This is a genomic window from Bacteroides mucinivorans (genome assembly GCF_034654355.2).
In the GTDB taxonomy this organism is placed as follows: Bacteria; Bacteroidota; Bacteroidia; order Bacteroidales; family Bacteroidaceae; genus Bacteroides; species Bacteroides nordii.
The window spans coordinates 5947975-5963905 of record NZ_CP178179.1 but is presented as its reverse complement, the minus strand read 5'-3'; the positions used below and the strand labels follow the sequence as shown (position 1 = coordinate 5963905).

At 40.6% G+C, this 15931-nt stretch carries 11 protein-coding genes; all 11 read right to left on the bottom strand.

What is annotated here, in order from left to right:
• Positions 1-85 precede the first annotated feature (85 nt).
• The 11 genes from VCM39_RS22285 to VCM39_RS22235 all read right to left on the bottom strand — a co-directional run bounded on the left by VCM39_RS22285 (position 86) and on the right by VCM39_RS22235 (position 15926).
• The gene (locus tag VCM39_RS22285; RefSeq protein ID WP_322932284.1) at positions 86-1273 is read right to left on the bottom strand and encodes a FecR family protein; all 1188 of its coding nucleotides are present in this window, start codon (positions 1271-1273) and stop codon (positions 86-88) included.
• Between the two features lie 121 nt (positions 1274-1394).
• Positions 1395-2021, bottom strand: coding sequence for an RNA polymerase sigma factor (locus VCM39_RS22280; protein ID WP_322932283.1), 627 nt, complete (start codon positions 2019-2021; stop codon positions 1395-1397).
• Between the two features lie 113 nt (positions 2022-2134).
• A complete protein-coding gene (locus VCM39_RS22275) occupies positions 2135-2896 on the bottom strand; it encodes a glycerophosphodiester phosphodiesterase family protein (protein ID WP_322932282.1) in 762 nt (253 codons plus the stop codon).
• A gap of 18 nt (positions 2897-2914) precedes the next feature.
• Complete coding sequence (locus VCM39_RS22270) at positions 2915-4027, bottom strand: hypothetical protein (RefSeq protein WP_322932281.1); 1113 nt, start codon at positions 4025-4027, stop codon at positions 2915-2917.
• Positions 4028-4054: 27 nt separating this feature from the next.
• Positions 4055-5134 (bottom strand): DUF4855 domain-containing protein, encoded by a 1080-nt coding sequence (locus VCM39_RS22265; protein WP_221648366.1) that lies wholly within the window; start codon positions 5132-5134, stop codon positions 4055-4057.
• A 46-nt stretch (positions 5135-5180) separates the two neighbouring features.
• Positions 5181-6476, bottom strand: a complete 1296-nt coding sequence (locus VCM39_RS22260; RefSeq protein ID WP_322932280.1) for a DUF4855 domain-containing protein — start codon at positions 6474-6476, stop codon at positions 5181-5183.
• A gap of 42 nt (positions 6477-6518) precedes the next feature.
• A complete protein-coding gene (locus VCM39_RS22255) occupies positions 6519-8912 on the bottom strand; it encodes a beta-glucosidase (protein ID WP_322932279.1) in 2394 nt (797 codons plus the stop codon).
• A gap of 136 nt (positions 8913-9048) precedes the next feature.
• A complete protein-coding gene (locus VCM39_RS22250) occupies positions 9049-10320 on the bottom strand; it encodes a hypothetical protein (protein ID WP_322932278.1) in 1272 nt (423 codons plus the stop codon).
• Positions 10321-10365: 45 nt separating this feature from the next.
• Positions 10366-12087 carry a phosphodiester glycosidase family protein gene (locus VCM39_RS22245; protein WP_322932277.1) on the bottom strand — a complete coding sequence of 574 codons (1722 nt, stop codon included), beginning with the start codon at positions 12085-12087 and terminating at the stop codon, positions 10366-10368.
• 4 nt (positions 12088-12091) lie between these two features.
• A complete protein-coding gene (locus VCM39_RS22240; RefSeq protein WP_322932276.1) occupies positions 12092-14128 on the bottom strand; it encodes a DUF6259 domain-containing protein in 2037 nt (678 codons plus the stop codon).
• Between the two features lie 34 nt (positions 14129-14162).
• On the bottom strand, positions 14163-15926 hold the full coding sequence (locus VCM39_RS22235; RefSeq protein WP_221648371.1) for a RagB/SusD family nutrient uptake outer membrane protein: 1764 nt from the start codon (positions 15924-15926) through the stop codon (positions 14163-14165).
• Positions 15927-15931: the final 5 nt, after the last annotated feature.

Here is a 15931-nt window from a genome sequence, read left to right as displayed (position 1 = left end):
ATCTACAGCCGGATGATATTGCAGTATCGTCCGGTTTTTTTTAGGGTTATTGTGCTTTTCTAAGTTATCATAAATTTACTTTTTTTTAGGGTTTAACATCTACAAATATTTCATCACTTTTTGGAGTAAAGGTTATTGGTGCTGCAGCTTCCAGACCTTTTAGCAGTTTAAATATATCATCTTTTAAATTGAGTGTTCCCGAACCATGAAGTTTTCCAACTCCTTTCGTCCATACTATTTTCCGACCGTAATATTTGGACAGTTTGTTTAATATGACAGAAAACTCTTCGTTATCAAACATGTAAGTACCATAACGCCAGGAGGTGTAATTTTCTGTGTTGACTTTACTTTGGGAAATCTTACCGGATTCAAAGCAAAGCATATCACTTGGTGCGAGCGTTGCCTCCAGATTATTTTGGGTATGAATGTTTACTTTTCCGCTGACAAGCACTACTGCCGTATTACTGTCTCCTTCATAAGCAGATACATTGAAACTTGTTCCCAATACATTTATATCCAGTTGATTTGTTTTTACTATAAATGGCTTTTTCTTGTCTGGTGATACTTCCAGATATACTTCTCCCTCTACAAAAATTTCCCGCTTATCGTCTTCAAATATTTCCGGATAAACGACACGGCTATTGGCACTTACCCATATATTGGTCCCATCTGAGAGTGCCAAGAATGAGCGTTTGCATGGTGGTACAATTAACTGATTGAATTTCGATTGCTTTTTTTCCGGTTTGTCATTTTCTTTAGTAGCCACTTTTTCGGAATTGATAGAAAGCGTACCCTTTTCATCATATTGAATGACGGATTCTTCTCCCTGGATAGTCATCTCGTTGTTGTCACTTCGTATTAATTGTACTTCTGAGGGAAGCTGGGTGGGCTTTGCTACTTCTTCAATGGCCATTAAATTATCATTTGAGTAAAAATCACTGTAGTAGGTCCAACCCAATATACAGAATAATGCGATACTTGCTGCTGATATAGTGATCCATAAATGCTTTTTACTCTTTTCCTTTTTAGTAACTTCAATGCTTTGATTAATTCTGTTTAGTAATTCATCTTGCGCATCTGCTGAAATTTCTTTTTTTCGGAAAGGTATTCTGCAAATAATTTCCTGTGCCCGGTTGATTTCAGAAGCTAATGCCTCGTCATTCTCTATGAGAGTATTCCAGAAACGGATACTTTCATCCGTTGGAGTAAGCTGTGATTCCAGGAAAAAATCATCCTGTAGTAGTTCTTTATATGTGCAGCCTTTATAATTCATGTATGCTTTAATCCTTTCTTGTGTTTACGGTAACATACAGAATACAATTGGTAGAGGAAAACATACTCACCTTAAGTGATTTTTTTTAGTAAAAGTGAAAAAGTAGTTGTTCGGAAATAGGTTATACAGCTTCTATAGCTTTGTATAACAATGAGATAGATAGAGGAAGAGGTAACTGACTTTCGCGCATTTTTTTTAATGAACGTTGAATGAGATTTTGTACGGACTGAGTATTCATTTGCATCAGGACACCTATCTCTTCCATAGAGAGTTCTTCTATGAAGCGATGATAAATGACTTCGCGTTGCCGGTCCGTCAGTTGGTTCATTAGTTGCAGGATTATTTTTCTTGTCGATTCCTGTTCCAGACTTGACAACGCTTTGTTTTCATCTGAATGGTCTAATATATTATATAATTCCTGTTCTCCGAGTTTCTCGAATACCATTTCGCGTTTAAACGTATTATACAGGCTATTCTTGAGTGCGGTGAAAAGATAGAATTTGATATTAACCTCTTTCTTCAATTGTATACGATTCTTGTATATGCGGACGAAAACATCATGTATAGCATCTTTTACAATATCTTCGTCTTGAGTGAATTGAATGCCATAACGAAAAAGAACCCCGACATACTTCTTGTAAATCAGTTCAAAACTTTTATCATCTCCGTTTATGAAATCAATCCAAAGATGATTTTCTTGCCTGTTTGAGGGTGAAAATGAGTTTTCCTGTTCTTTATTTATATGCATTGGTTCTTACTCTCCAACACAAATATAGTAATTTTTGCATTATAAATGATTTTTTTTCTATCTTCTATGCAAAATAGCTGTTTAATACCGCCGCTATTTATAGTGTTCTTTTATCATTTTTGTTTAATCATTTTCTGTACTAATTTTGGGTTGTTGGTAGTAATATAGTCGGCACCATTGTCGATGCACCATTGAATCCCTTCAGGATCACTAACTGTCCAGATGTTAACTTCAAGCCCTAAATTATGAAGTTGTTTTATCCATTCGGGATTTTTCTTGAATACATTGATGTGATAGTCGGCTCCCGTTCCACCAATGCTTTTTAGTACATCCGGAGCCACTCCATTCAGGTAAAGAATTGGCCGTCGGGTTTGTTTTACAAGCTCATCAAAAGCATTTCTGGAGAATGTTATGTAGGATGTTTTCTCTTCCAAACCTTTTTCTTGTACCATGGTGAGTACCATTTTGACGGCTTCTGCTTCGTGCTCTTTATTTTTGTGAGGCTTTATTTCTAATACAAGATCTATTGTAAGGAGTTTTGCGACATCGAGAAATTGACTTAATGAGGGCAAAAATTCTCCGTTTTTTAACTTTTGACTGAGGATTGTATCAGAGGAAGTGGTTTCTATTTCATAACCATTTATAACGTCGTCATGATTTACTATAAGCTGTTTATCGGCCGTTAACCATACATCAAATTCACATGCATCGCATTTAATAGAATCAGCTTTGATTAGTGCTCTGATGGAGTTTTGTGCTGAACCTTCGGTATCCCAGTGTCCACGGTGGGCGACGACCTTTGGCTGGGCATTTGTATTTGTAATACCAATTGTAAGAAGTCCTGTTAAGTAAATCAATGTTAGTTTCCTTTTCATATATTCTAAAATTTGGGATTATTTTTTCAATGAGATAATTACACTCCCCGGTGAGTTGCAAGGAAGATAAATAAAACCGTTTTTCCTTTTGATTTTAGAATCAGAGGAGTTTTCTATAAAGTTTATTTTCTTGTATTCTATACTTTCCGGGAAAGGAAAGGTAAAGTTCCCTTTTATATTATTGCAGAAGAAGATAGCTTTTTCCCCATCAATAAATCCGTCATAGGCGAATGCGGACTCATTGTCGAGTAGTGGTGTCGTAATCCAGGTATAAACTCCACTCCATGAATCGTAGTCACCGGCAGTACGTGGTACGTTTCCTATCAGTTTATGATAGCATTTGGTCCATGAATTACCTATGAAAATAATATCATCATCAGGAAGTTCATTGTGTGTTCCCAAACTGCGATTGAGGAGAAAGGAGGACTGAAAGTAAGAATCGCCCTTTTCAATATACCGGTTGAAACGGGGGAAATCTTTTTTCTTGAATCTATTTACTTTTTTTATGTCAGTCCAATACGGATATTCACCAGAAGGAGTAAGAAGTTGCTTTTCGTTTTTAAACATGGATTGCATTCCATAATATTTTTCTATTATAACCGGGATTCTATTGGTATAATCATGGGATAAATCCACCTGGATACTATTACCGTTTACTGTGTAGTTTACACTTTCAGTGCACAGCGTGTCGGTGAAGTATATCTGATTATCTTTTTCTTTTGCACTGAGCGGGTTAATAATATAATTTTTTACTTCAATTTTAATTGTATGCGCTTTGAGCGTAGTGTCAGTAGTGATACTACGCCCATCAGCATACAATTTGATAGAAAATGTTTCGGCTGTTTTGGTTTTTTCATCCAGGAACAGATGGTTACCGCCACACCAACCGCCTTCCAGAATGTTAAATGGACCTATATTATCGCTATAGGTTTCATTTACTATTTGAGTATTAGTGGAATCGGAAGTAATGGAAACACGGTAAAATGTAAATAAATCATTGGCCATGCATTTTTTGAACCAGTAGTTTATTTCATGACGGTCATCGATCATAGAAGATATATATACATCCTCCCCTATCTTCTTTATTATGCTCAGTTCGTTTTGAGAATAAGACGATAGGGAGATAAACATACATATAATTAATATAATCCGGTTCATCTATTTGGTTAATGCTTTCATATTTCTACGGGCAGTAATATGACGTGCCAGGCGATCCATAATCTTCTTATCTTCCGGGGAAGTAGAATTATACATGTCAATAAATCCTTTGCTTCCGGTGTAATATGCGATGGCAGAGGTTTCAAATACATTGTGCTTCTCGAATGCTTCGATGTAGGCTAACATTCTGTCATACGAAGAGTCCTCACAATCATAAAGAGCTTTGCTGTCACATTCGAATTCCATAGCCATTCCATTGCTCAAAGCAAGTTCACAAGCTTCGTCCAGCCGGGAGTCCGGGATGTCCTTTGTGAAGAAATGGTTCGGTTGTTGATATGCGATGTCAAATCCCAAGTCTTTCCACTGTTCGTATCCTTTAGCCTTCCAGTAGGGTATCCATACAAACTCCTTTTTCTTTGAGTGGATGTATTGACTTACATATTTAGGAAGATCTTTACAGGTTGCTATATCTTCATCTACCCAGTAGAAACCGGCAAGTTCCAGATTTTTGTATTTAGCTTTCTTGAAACGGGTCATGAGTTGGTCTATATACCATTGGGCTGCTTTAACCTGGTCAGACTGCAGGTTGAAATCAAGAGAATTTCCATCGATGCTTCCCCAGTCTTTTTGTTTAGGTAATGGTATAGCAATTCCTAAAATGACTTGATGTTTAAAGGATGGTTTTCCGATATTTTTTTTCTCATTTTCAATGCATTGGTTTAATGCATCCAGCGCTTTCCCTTTTTCAAACAACCTGTCGAGAAGCCATTCCCATTCTATTTTTCGTGCCTGCTTTTTGGCATATCCATAAGCATAATTATGACCTTTACCATCGGCAAACTCGAGGAACAGAAAGCCATCGAATAACCAGTCTTTCGTGCCGTTGGCAAACTGATGGGTGACATACGGGACAAACTGATCAGGAGTCCAGTCGATTCTCTGTACACCTCCCTGGTATATTAATGCAAGATCTCTGATCTTACTGGTTTTGTACTTATTTCCTTGACTGTTTTGAGCCTCTATCAAGTGTATAGGAGCTGTAATGATTAGTATCACTAAGAAATATAAAATCTTTTTCATGTTTGTTCTTTTTATAAGTAAGTTTTTATTTTTGAAATACAATTTATTATCGTACAATCACCTTCCTGGTTTCTCTGTCAATTTTTACTATATAAACACCTGGTGCGCATTGTAGCTTTCTGGTATTTTCACTGACAAGTATTCCATTTATAGTGTATATCTTAATCGATTCGGCGATTCCCTCTATACGTAATTCTCCGACACCCCCTGCCACGATAACATCAGTTTTAGGGTCATTGGTCGTTTCAATGCCTACACTCCGGCTGCGCCTCTTTAATATATGATTGGCTATTCTATCAAGAATGAGAGTATTTTCAATAGAATTTGAACGATACATATCAAGTATACCTTTTGTTCCTGAGTAATAGGCTATTGCCGAATTTTCAAAGACGTTATTCGTTTCAAAAGCATTGATGTAACTCTCCAGTCTGCTGTAATATGAATCTTCATTCTCATACAATACACGGCTATCGAACTCTACTTCCAATCCCATATTGAATTTATTTGCAGTATTGCATGCCTGAAGGAGGCGGTCATCTGCTATCTCTTTGTTAAAGAAATGATTGGGTTGTAAAAAAGCAGTATCAAATCCTAACTTTCTCCATAAGTTATACCCCTGGGCATTCCAGTATGGAATCCAGTAAAATCGTTTATCCAGTTGGTGGATATAGTCACTTACGTCTTTGGGTAAATCTCCGCATTTAGCAGTACTCTCTTCAAGCCAATAAAACCCCGTTAGTTCGAGATTCTCGTATGCTCCTTCGTTAAACCGTTCCATGAGTTGGTCAATGTACCATTTTGCAGCTTTTATCTGGTCATTCCGATGTGCAAAGTTTAATACTTCTCCATCAAGGTTTCCCCAATCGGTTTGATCGGTGATCGGCGATACTACCCCCAATACTATTTTGTGTTTAAACTGAGGTTCTCCGATAATCGTTTTATAGTGTTCGATACACGAATTCAGTGCATCGAGAGATTTACCTTTTTCAAAGATTCTGTTGAGTAACCATTCCCAATCACTCTTTCGGGCATTTCGTGCTCCATAATTATATCCGAATGCTATCTGCCAGCTATCTGTAAACTCAAAAAATAGAAAAGAGTCGAAAAACCAGTCCATATGCCCATCGGCAAAGGTGTGTATAACGTAAGGCCGCAGTTCGTCTTCTGTCCATTCGGGGCGATGGGTACCTCCCTGATAGATAAGAGCCATATCTGATATTACATCAGTCTGGTAAGCAGCTAGTGTCGTATTTACTCCGGTGAGGCTACTTATTATGGCTATAAGTGTTATATATCTTTTTTTAAGTGTTGTGATAAACATTCTTTTCTTTTTATCAGTCATGACTTTTTTCAATAATGGTAGTAATCGTTTTTTGTAAACCGGTTATTTAATGGAGAGTTTCATAACGTTTACTTTCTCAACGGGTTTTAGTACATCATTCACTTTCCAGGTTTTATCTTTACGGATACTGAATGGAATAGTAGCCTTAAGATCATTGCTTGAAGAACCGAAAGACAGAAGATATTTTCCTTTTGACGTAAGCCATTGCGAATTGTTTTCATCGAATGAAGCTATATCATAATCGGTAAACTGAAGTTTTATTATTTCACTATCTCCGGGTTTTAACTCCCGGGTTTTTCCAAAGGCTTTTAATTCTATACCGGGTTTTTGAATGAAGGTTTCAGGAGCAGAAATATAGAGTTGTACTACCTCCTTACCAGAGACATTACCTGTATTGGTCACTTCAATACTTGCTACCCACTTGTTATTTGTTCTTTCGATTTTTGGTTTACTGAAAGAGAAATCAGTATAGGATAACCCATATCCGAAAGGATAAACAATCGATTGCTTTACTGTATTAAAGTAACGGTAGCCCACCCATATATCTTCTTCATAATTGGTATAATCGAAATTCTTACCACTCTTGGTCGCTCCCACTATCGGAAAGTTTTTAGAAGAAGGAATATCGAAATAATCTGTCGGGAAAGTCATCGGAAGTTTCCCGGAAGGGTTTACTTTTCCACTAATTATATCTGTTATGGCATCTCCACATTCTTGCCCCGGAAACCATGCCAGCAGTATAGCGTCCGGTTTCTCTTTCCAGGAATTCATTTCCATTACGCCGCAGACATTCATTACTACGGCTACTTTTTTCCCAAAAGCATGAAATTGGGAGGATACTTTTTCGATCATAAATTTTTCTTCGGGAGTAAGATAGAAATCTCCCTCTAACCTTCTGTCGGATTCTTCTCCGGAGCCTCTGCCGATAACGATTAGTGCGATATCAGAATTTTTAGCTTCCTGTTCGATGGTATTTTCTGCTTTTGTCAGATCCATTTCGGGAATGACTGTTCTGTTATAAGATAATTTTTCCCAGTCAGTACTTTGGGGGTGTTTATCAAGAAGATCATTCTGGAATTCTACGAATTTTGTGTAGATTCCTTTCAATCTGTTGTTGAGTTGATAGCCGCCATTTTCAAGTCCGGTAGATATATCAGTAATATGGGCTTTATTTACATTCGATGAACCTGTACCGCCTGCAATAGACTTGTATGCAGTAGCACCGAATAGAGCAATTTTAGTCCCTTTGGGTATGGGAAGAAAAGAGTTGTCATTCTTCAGTAATACCATTCCTTCGGTGGCTATACTACGCGCTAATTCTGCATTTTCGGAAAGGTCGGGAGCTTCTGTATACTTCCAGTTTTTATAAGAGATGGATTTGAAAATGAGTTCCAACGTATATTTTACACTTTCGTTTAAAGTAACTTCACTGATCCGGCCACTTTTTACTCCGGCTATTATTTCGTCTATTTGAGATTGTTCTCCCGGCATCATTAAATCTGTTCCACCGTTAAGCTGGTCGACAGTATCCCGTTTCTTATACCAATCGGTCACTATCAGTCCGTCATACTTCCACTCATCACGAAGAATTGTTTTAAGTAACTCCGGATTTGCCTGAGTATATTTACCTCCTATTTTGTTATAAGAACCCATTACGGTCCATGGATCGGAGTTTTTGATACAGATTTCGAATCCTTTGAGATAAATTTCCCGTAGTGCGCGTTGCGAGATACGTGCGTCGTTATAGAGTTTTCCGGTTTGCTGATTATTGGCTATAAAATGTTTTAAGCTGGTTCCAATGCCTTTGTCCTGAATTCCGTTAATCATGGCTGCTCCCATGATACCTGAGAGGTAAGGGTCTTCGGAGAAATATTCAAAATTGCGTCCGCAAAGAGGATTGCGCATGATATTGATTCCCGGTGTAAGTACGATGTCGACACCATATGCCCTGGCTTCATCGCCTATTGCATTGCCTTCCAGCCGTGCTATGTCTTTGTTCCAGGTGGCGGCTAATGCGGTAGTAGAGGGGAAACAGGTGCAATAAGAGGTGTATTTTTTAGTTGGATAGGGGGAGGGGGATTTCCCGCTTGCCGGGTTTTCTGCCTTGCCTGCAGAGGGGATGCCCAGAGAATCATATATGATGTATTTCCAATTCGATGGAACAGGGGTGATTCGTACACCTACCGGTCCATCTGCCAGGTTGATGGAGGGAATACCTAAAGAATCGATAGGAAAGGTATATCCTGCAGAACCTGCAACCATGTGGCTTAAGCCGTTATCACTACCCGTACATCCTACCAGAAGCCGGGCTTTTTGCTCCAGAGTAAGTTGGTTTATAATCGAATTTATATCTTTAGGCAATGGCTTATTACCGGCCAGTACGTTGCCAAATGAAAAGACGAGAGCGTATAATATAGGTATTATGGCTTTCTTCATGGTGTAGATGGTTTCTTATAGTTAGGTAAATGTGATTGATAAAAAGAGGCTGTAGAAAGAAAATACTACAACCTCTTCTCTCTGTTATCCTGTGTAACTGGTTATGTTAAGAAAATGATATTTGAACGAATGGCATTTACTTAACCATAACTTTAGTTACATTGTTATCAGTTTTAACAATATATGTTCCCGGAATACACTTAACGTTGTTTTGGTTTCGGCTTATAAGAGTACCGCCAATGGTATAAACTTCGATAAAAGTCGGTTCTCCTTCAATGGTTATTTCACCCTTACCACCGATAATTGTTGCTTTGGGAACTTCTACTTTTGCAACACCGGTACCACCATCCACTGTGAATAAATATTTTGCAATGTATCCACTGGGGAAGTATTGATAAATATGAGCCTGGGTTTCGCTGATAGCTTCAGCCGAAAGATGATTTCCGTAGAAAGCGTTGCCGATATACATGGGATTACCATCATCTTTTTGTTCTGAATATTTTGTTGCTATTCTTACCGATTCATCACTCTCTTCAACATCAGAAATAGCTTTCGTAGCCAGTTTTGATACGGTGAAACCATCGGCATTGTTCGAGCCGGAAGGATATACGATGTAATCTTGTCCTCCGAGTTTGAAGATATAGAATCCTGCACATCCGCTGTGGCGGGGTGTTATATAATAAGAGTCGTGCGACCAGTTTCCATCTTCATCCAATGATAGCTTCTGGATGGAATTGCAATTCGTCTTATTAAATAACGGACTTAAAATAGACACATTCTCTTTTCCTTCCCAAGCTGAGATGATCGTAGTAGTGGCAAAGTTTCCTGCAATTTCGAAGGGGCTTGCATATGTGTAAGTGTATGTGTTGGCCACATCTTGTTTACCGTCTATGATAGGTATTTCAACCAGCTGGGGATAATAGGTGGTACCCATGTATATGATACCGCCGGTTTCCTTATCAAGTACATTGCCTTGAACATGCCCCCAAAAGTCCAAACGTCCTCCTGTGATACCGCTTAATGCAATATCTATCGTTGCTGAGCCGTCGGCAGGAATAATTCTCAATTCATTGATATCCTTGTTGAAAGGATCGGGAAATGTACCGATACGTACGAGGATGTTTCCTGCATCATCGAAAGTAATGTTAGTACCTGCTCCGGAAGGAATCTCTTGGATTTTTCCGGTTTCATTCCATACTTCGATTGTCTTGGCTGCCTTGTTTTGAAGATAGAATTTTCCATCTCTACCAAAACCCTGGCGTACGTCCAATGTCAATGGAGCCACATCCGTGTTCATCCATAACAAAGTAAGATTTGAATCCATAGTAGACTTCGCATCTGCAACAGAAGGAGTCAAAGCGAACATGCCGGTTAGCATTAACGCTGCTGTAAGTAATTGTTTTTTCATCACCTTTGAAATTTAAGTTAAACAATAGAACTATTTTTGATTGAATTACTGTATCAGTAATTTGGCTATCTTGTTGGAGGTTTTACCTGATATTGAAATCATATAAAAACCTGGGCTTAGCGATTCGGTCGGTAGTGTTACCGCTGCGTCTTCGCTATTTTCACAATTGAAACTGTTTACCAATTGTCCGGTAGCATTATAAATATTTATTTTTGCACTTCCGTTGAAATTGATACGGGCTTGCTCTCCTGTTCTTATGGGATTGGGGTAGATATTCACATCCTTGTCTCCATCGGCTATGGAAGTTATCCCTGTTCCGGAACTTTCTACTGTAACAAGGACTGTTGATGTCAATTCGTCTAAAGAGGCGGTTAGTGGTTGAGTACCTGTGCCATTACACAATACCGTATTCCCGTTTTCCTGTACTTTTCCCAATTTCGCACTGCAGGAAAGCATGATTCCTTTTACATTCGTATCAATCAGCACACCCTGTGCATTGTAGCCGTATATCACCGGAGAGTAATAACTATTGCGTTCTACTTTCTTAGTATAGTCGGCAAAGCGAATTTCTGCTATTACCTTGTCTTCGGTGACGGGAGTTGTGATAAACAGTCCGTTTTTGACTGCTCTCAGGCTCCCTTCGCTTGGTGTATTGACCACTCCCAACTCTTTGACATATAAAGTAGAGGAACCGCCGCCATCGAAATTCAGAGCTTCCGTACATCCCAGATTGAGCATGATTGCAGCCAGGTCTTTTGAAGGTACACCGACCGATACTCCTGTTTGGCGGCCATCGACAACCAGTAGTATGGCTTTTGTCCCATCCGAATTATAGCCTATTGCCGTACGGGGTTCCCGGTTGGCCAGATGATCCAATGCACCTTGCGTTTCAAGAATTTTACCACCCTGCAACAGCATCGGGCATCCGCCGCACATTTCTGTGATATCTGTTTTTACTACGTTGTCAAAATAGAGGGTCGGAGTCACTTCAAACTCTTCACCCAATTGCATTTTGGCTAATGTATTTGCTGTAAATCCTGTTCCGGATAAGACAAACCCTCCTTCCGGAATCGACATATTACCAACGTCTTTGACCGGTGCAATGGTGACACGCATTTTGGTTGCTCCCTCTGCTTTCAACGGGCCGTCGACAGGTACAGCTCCTACTTCTACTCCCGCACCTTTGGTACCTGTAGTACTTCCTTTACGCGAAGTGAATAATATCAGTTCATTATCGCTACGTACTGCATTGACAGCTTTGATAGATGCCTGTCCGGCATTTGGCGAGACTAATTTGAACGTTGTATAAGGAGCTCCGGAGCAGAATTTTTTATCTTTATCAATACCTATTGCATACCAGCCGGTTCCCTTATAACTCTTATAGAGTTCGCCATCTGCCACAGTTGTACCTACAGGGCCCATACCACCAATGAAATCGGCATTCACCCCGGCAAAATATATATTTTCGGGATCGTTGTGAGAGGCCGGCATGTTCGGTACGGTTACGTTGCTTGTCAGATTATCTTTCCCCATTATTAATTTCAGGTTTACATTCGGGTTAGTCATATCGGTGGTTGTGTAGAACACACGTAGCTTCACCGGTCCTTCCAGAGCTAAAGTTGTTTGGGTAGTTCCGGGACCTATTACTACGTGTGATAAAGTATCCACACGATATTCGACATTTTGCAGTTTCCAGGTATTGGAAGCAAAAGAGCTGAATGTGAGGCAACTCAATAAAAATAATGGTAAAGAATATCTGTTTTTCATGACTCTATAAATTTATTCTTATGCCTTGCAGGGCTTTTACAGTAATCTTTTTATGGTCAGGCAATACTATTTCATGGTCGATACTGTCCATATTCACGTAATATTGAACTTTCTGACCTTTAGAAGAGAGCCACTCGGAACCGGCGACAACATTCATCTCTCCGAATCCGGGGACATCTATTGCCGGATTATCTCCTTCCGGAATGATTTCTTTTATATATCTTCCGCCAACAAAAACGTCATGTTGTTTTTTGCGTAACGTAGAAAGAGTCTTTAAAAAATTAGCTTCTCTTTTGGCTTCGTCTTTCATTAACAGGGTAGGATCTACCCATCCTAATTGGGAGCCATACAGGAAGCATTGCATGGTTTGATACAGGAAATCACCACGATTCACTCTGTCGGTAGGAGAGTAAGTATAAGCCGAGGTGATGAGTCTGTCGGAATAAACCATCGGGAACAAAGGCACAATCTTACAGCCGTTGTGAGGAGAATTGACTGTAAGCAACAAATCGAACATGTCGATGTAGCATTCCGCATTTTCCTCGCTTATAAGTATGTTTCCCGGTTCCAGGTGATGAGTACGGAGAGAGTCCATCAGATGGCGGTAAGATTTATGCCAGTAATCACCTCCACCGCGAGCATGTCCATGGTTGGTAGCCCAGCAAGGCTGAGGGGCTGCTGCCGCTATCTGGTCGATATATACTCCGTTTGTTTTCAACTCTTTTTGGATTTTTATTACAAGGTCGGTTATAATGTTTTGCCACAGTCCGGATGCGGGACAGGTAACAGTGTTCAATACCTGTGACGTTGGGTAAATTTCGGTATAAAGTGTACCGTCTGGCTTTCTGCACGAGGCAGAAGCCCCGTTCAAAGCTTTATAGCTGTCACTGGCAGGATCCCACAACCGGCCGTTAATATAGGGAACGGTATGACAACCTCTTTTTCTTACTTCAGCTATCATGTCGGCAAAGCCGGCTTTGGGCGGGAAGTAGTCGGGATAATGCGTATCATAAGGATAATGGTGCCAGAAGTACCAGTGAACAAAGGTGTTTTTGCCATACAGATCGATGGCTTTATTTACGGCACTTCTTACGGTATCGTTTACTCCTTTCGCTCTAATCCAGATATCGGTATCCAGGAGCCACTGTGGTATATTACGGGATGCCAAAGGTTTACTTCCCCATTCGGTAGTGAAAGTGAAAGGGCGGTACCATTTCGTTACGGCATCTTGCCAACCGATGTTTGAATATCCGATGACTGTTGGCCATGGAACAGTGAATGTTTCGGTTGTATCGTCCGACCAACCTTCGGAAGCTACAATATCTGTTAATAGAGTAACACTCTTCTCGCCTACGGCAGCTCTGAAGTCTTTGCCGCAAGCTTCTTTATCTTCGGTAGCGTAATAGACTGAACCGTCGGAATTGTGAAGAAGCAGGAGCTGCATAGAACCGGTTACCGAAGGGTAGCTTGAAGCATATACCTGAGGGTTTTTCAGGTCGTACTCCGCACCCCAGCCTGCTGAGGTGATTAATTTGGCATCATCAGGACGCGTTACGGTTATGCGTGGAAACTGGGTATTACTTATCAGCCAACCTTCGGGAGTACCCGCCTGGATATCCCAATAGACAAGTTCTGAATCGTCAGGAACAGAAACAGTCATTACCACCGGGACCAAGTCATTGTAAGTGAGTCTCATGTTCCACTTGAAAGCAATGGCGGTATTACCGTTTTTTGTTTCTTTTGACCATCCGGCATATTCTCCATGAGAAGGGAAAAGCACCGGATTTTCTCCTTGGGGACCTTTATAGGTGAGTGTCCACGGAACAGTATTATATCCTTTGCCCAATATTAATTCTTTTCCGCTAAGGGTGAGTTTCGAGATATCGAAAGCTCCGCCCTTAGGAAATTCAACTCTCACTTTGCTATTCCGGAGTGTCACGGTCGAGTCGGTTTCGGTAATTTGCGTACCTTTGGCTTGGCCCCACGATGCAGTCAAGCTTACGAGAGAGACAAGAATAGATATTAAACAACTTTTCGTCATAATCTATGAGTTTATGGGTATTATATGGTGATTATCAATAATCAGGGTTAGTAAGATTCGGGTCGCGGTCTGTTTCCAAACGTGGGATAGGCCACCATGTGAATTTCGGATCCCAATATCTGTTTCTGTCGCGCACCCTGAGTTTGTCTTTATAAGCCTCATACGAAGGAATATCATTGAGGTCGTGCCGTTCGTCAGTCTTAAAGTCAGGAATGTCGGTTGGCTCTAATCCTTCGTATCTGATGTCCGGTTTAGGTTGTCCGTAAGAAGGATGCTCATTAAGCATATCGCCTATACCCCAGCGCCGAACATCAACGAAGAGTAACCCTTCGAGTGCCAGTTCAACTTTGCGTTCGCGCCGTATTAACTGTCGCATTTTGTTTTGATCTCCTTTCCTGTCTGTCGAAACCTCCGGCATTCCGGCGCGTTTGCGTACTTCGTTAATGGCCGAATATACCGATTCGTCTAACTCATTGAGTTCAATTTTGGCTTCGGCATATGAAAGGAGTATTTCGGCGTAACGCATCAGAATTAGATTGCTCGAAGAGCTCATGAGCAGCTCGGTATTTTCATCCGCATATTTGCGCCATAAGTATCCTACTCCACTATTCACAAGTGATGGGCTGGTGGTGGTAACATCTACATTCGGTGCAGTGTACCAGGCATTTCTACGCGGATAGAACCGGGTCTTATCATCATAAATGTTGAGAATAAATTTCTGAGGGTTATTACCGTCGGTAATGGTATAGTTTATCGTGTCGCCATGTCCTGCCAGCGTGGCATTAAAACGCGGGTCTCTGTTCAATGTAGGCTGTTTCGGGTCATAAAGAGGAGATTCGTCTATACGTTTTCCATCGATACATTCGTAAGTATCTGCAATCAGAGAACTCGGGAAACGTACTGATGATGCATAGTTACGCGATGAATGCCCATAACCTACCGTATGCAATTTTTTCGTACCGTTTGTAGAATACATTAATTCCCATAACAGTTCGTCCCGGACTTCACTCTTAGCCTGGCCGGTCAGATTGAACAAGTCGGAGAATTTGGGTGCCAATTTACGTTTACCGATCACCTTACCTGCTGCATCGGCAGCTATGCTGAAGTACTCGGTGGCTTTGTTTTCTACATTAAAGCTTCCGCCAAATAAGCCCATACGTGCTATCAATCCGTATGCGACGGCTTTGTCCACCCGTCCCCGTTGGGTTGCGGTCCACGGTAGATAATCGGCAGCATCGTTCAGGTCTTCTATCAGAAAATCGAGAATCTCTCCTTTCGGAGTACGTCCTACCTTGTATTCATCGATAGTTACGGGAGCAGTAAAGAAAGGTACATCGCCGAATGCCGATATAAGGTTATAATAGGCATAAGCTCTTAGTACGCGTGCCTCGGCATAATACTGCCTGGCCACATCGCTCATTCCCGCTACGGCATCTTTGGCACCGTAAATTACAGAATTGGCACGGGCGGCTATTTGATATTCTCCGGTCCAGAACGCCTGAATCTTTCCATTGTCGGGGTTTAACGTTCCCCCTGCACCAATCGAACTATTTTCATCTTGTTCGAGTCCGTATGCCGTATAATGGTCGAGAACGATGCATGCAGGCACTGCCCAGTTCATATCGAAGTATAAAAGAGGGTAAATACCGGTAACGCCTTCTTTTAATCCTGCTTCGGTTGCATAGAATCCTTCGGCATCGTAGGCCGGATTTTCCTGGTCGAGAAAATCGGCACATGAGGTAGTACCCATGGTGATAAAAAACGTAGCTATTAAACTATATAAGGTTGTCTTTTTCATCTTTT

Bases quoted from the DNA above. Each gene is read 5' to 3' on its own strand.
- VCM39_RS22285 (WP_322932284.1), bottom strand. From the start codon at position 1,273: ATGAATTATAAAGGCTGCACATATAAAGAACTACTACAGGATGATTTT.
- VCM39_RS22280 (WP_322932283.1), bottom strand. From the start codon at position 2,021: ATGCATATAAATAAAGAACAGGAAAACTCATTTTCACCCTCAAACAGG.
- VCM39_RS22275 (WP_322932282.1), bottom strand. From the start codon at position 2,896: ATGAAAAGGAAACTAACATTGATTTACTTAACAGGACTTCTTACAATT.
- VCM39_RS22270 (WP_322932281.1), bottom strand. From the start codon at position 4,027: ATGTTTATCTCCCTATCGTCTTATTCTCAAAACGAACTGAGCATAATA.
- VCM39_RS22265 (WP_221648366.1), bottom strand. From the start codon at position 5,134: ATGAAAAAGATTTTATATTTCTTAGTGATACTAATCATTACAGCTCCT.
- VCM39_RS22260 (WP_322932280.1), bottom strand. From the start codon at position 6,476: ATGACTGATAAAAAGAAAAGAATGTTTATCACAACACTTAAAAAAAGA.
- VCM39_RS22255 (WP_322932279.1), bottom strand. From the start codon at position 8,912: ATGAAGAAAGCCATAATACCTATATTATACGCTCTCGTCTTTTCATTT.
- VCM39_RS22250 (WP_322932278.1), bottom strand. From the start codon at position 10,320: ATGAAAAAACAATTACTTACAGCAGCGTTAATGCTAACCGGCATGTTC.
- VCM39_RS22245 (WP_322932277.1), bottom strand. From the start codon at position 12,087: ATGAAAAACAGATATTCTTTACCATTATTTTTATTGAGTTGCCTCACA.
- VCM39_RS22240 (WP_322932276.1), bottom strand. From the start codon at position 14,128: ATGACGAAAAGTTGTTTAATATCTATTCTTGTCTCTCTCGTAAGCTTG.
- VCM39_RS22235 (WP_221648371.1), bottom strand. From the start codon at position 15,926: ATGAAAAAGACAACCTTATATAGTTTAATAGCTACGTTTTTTATCACC.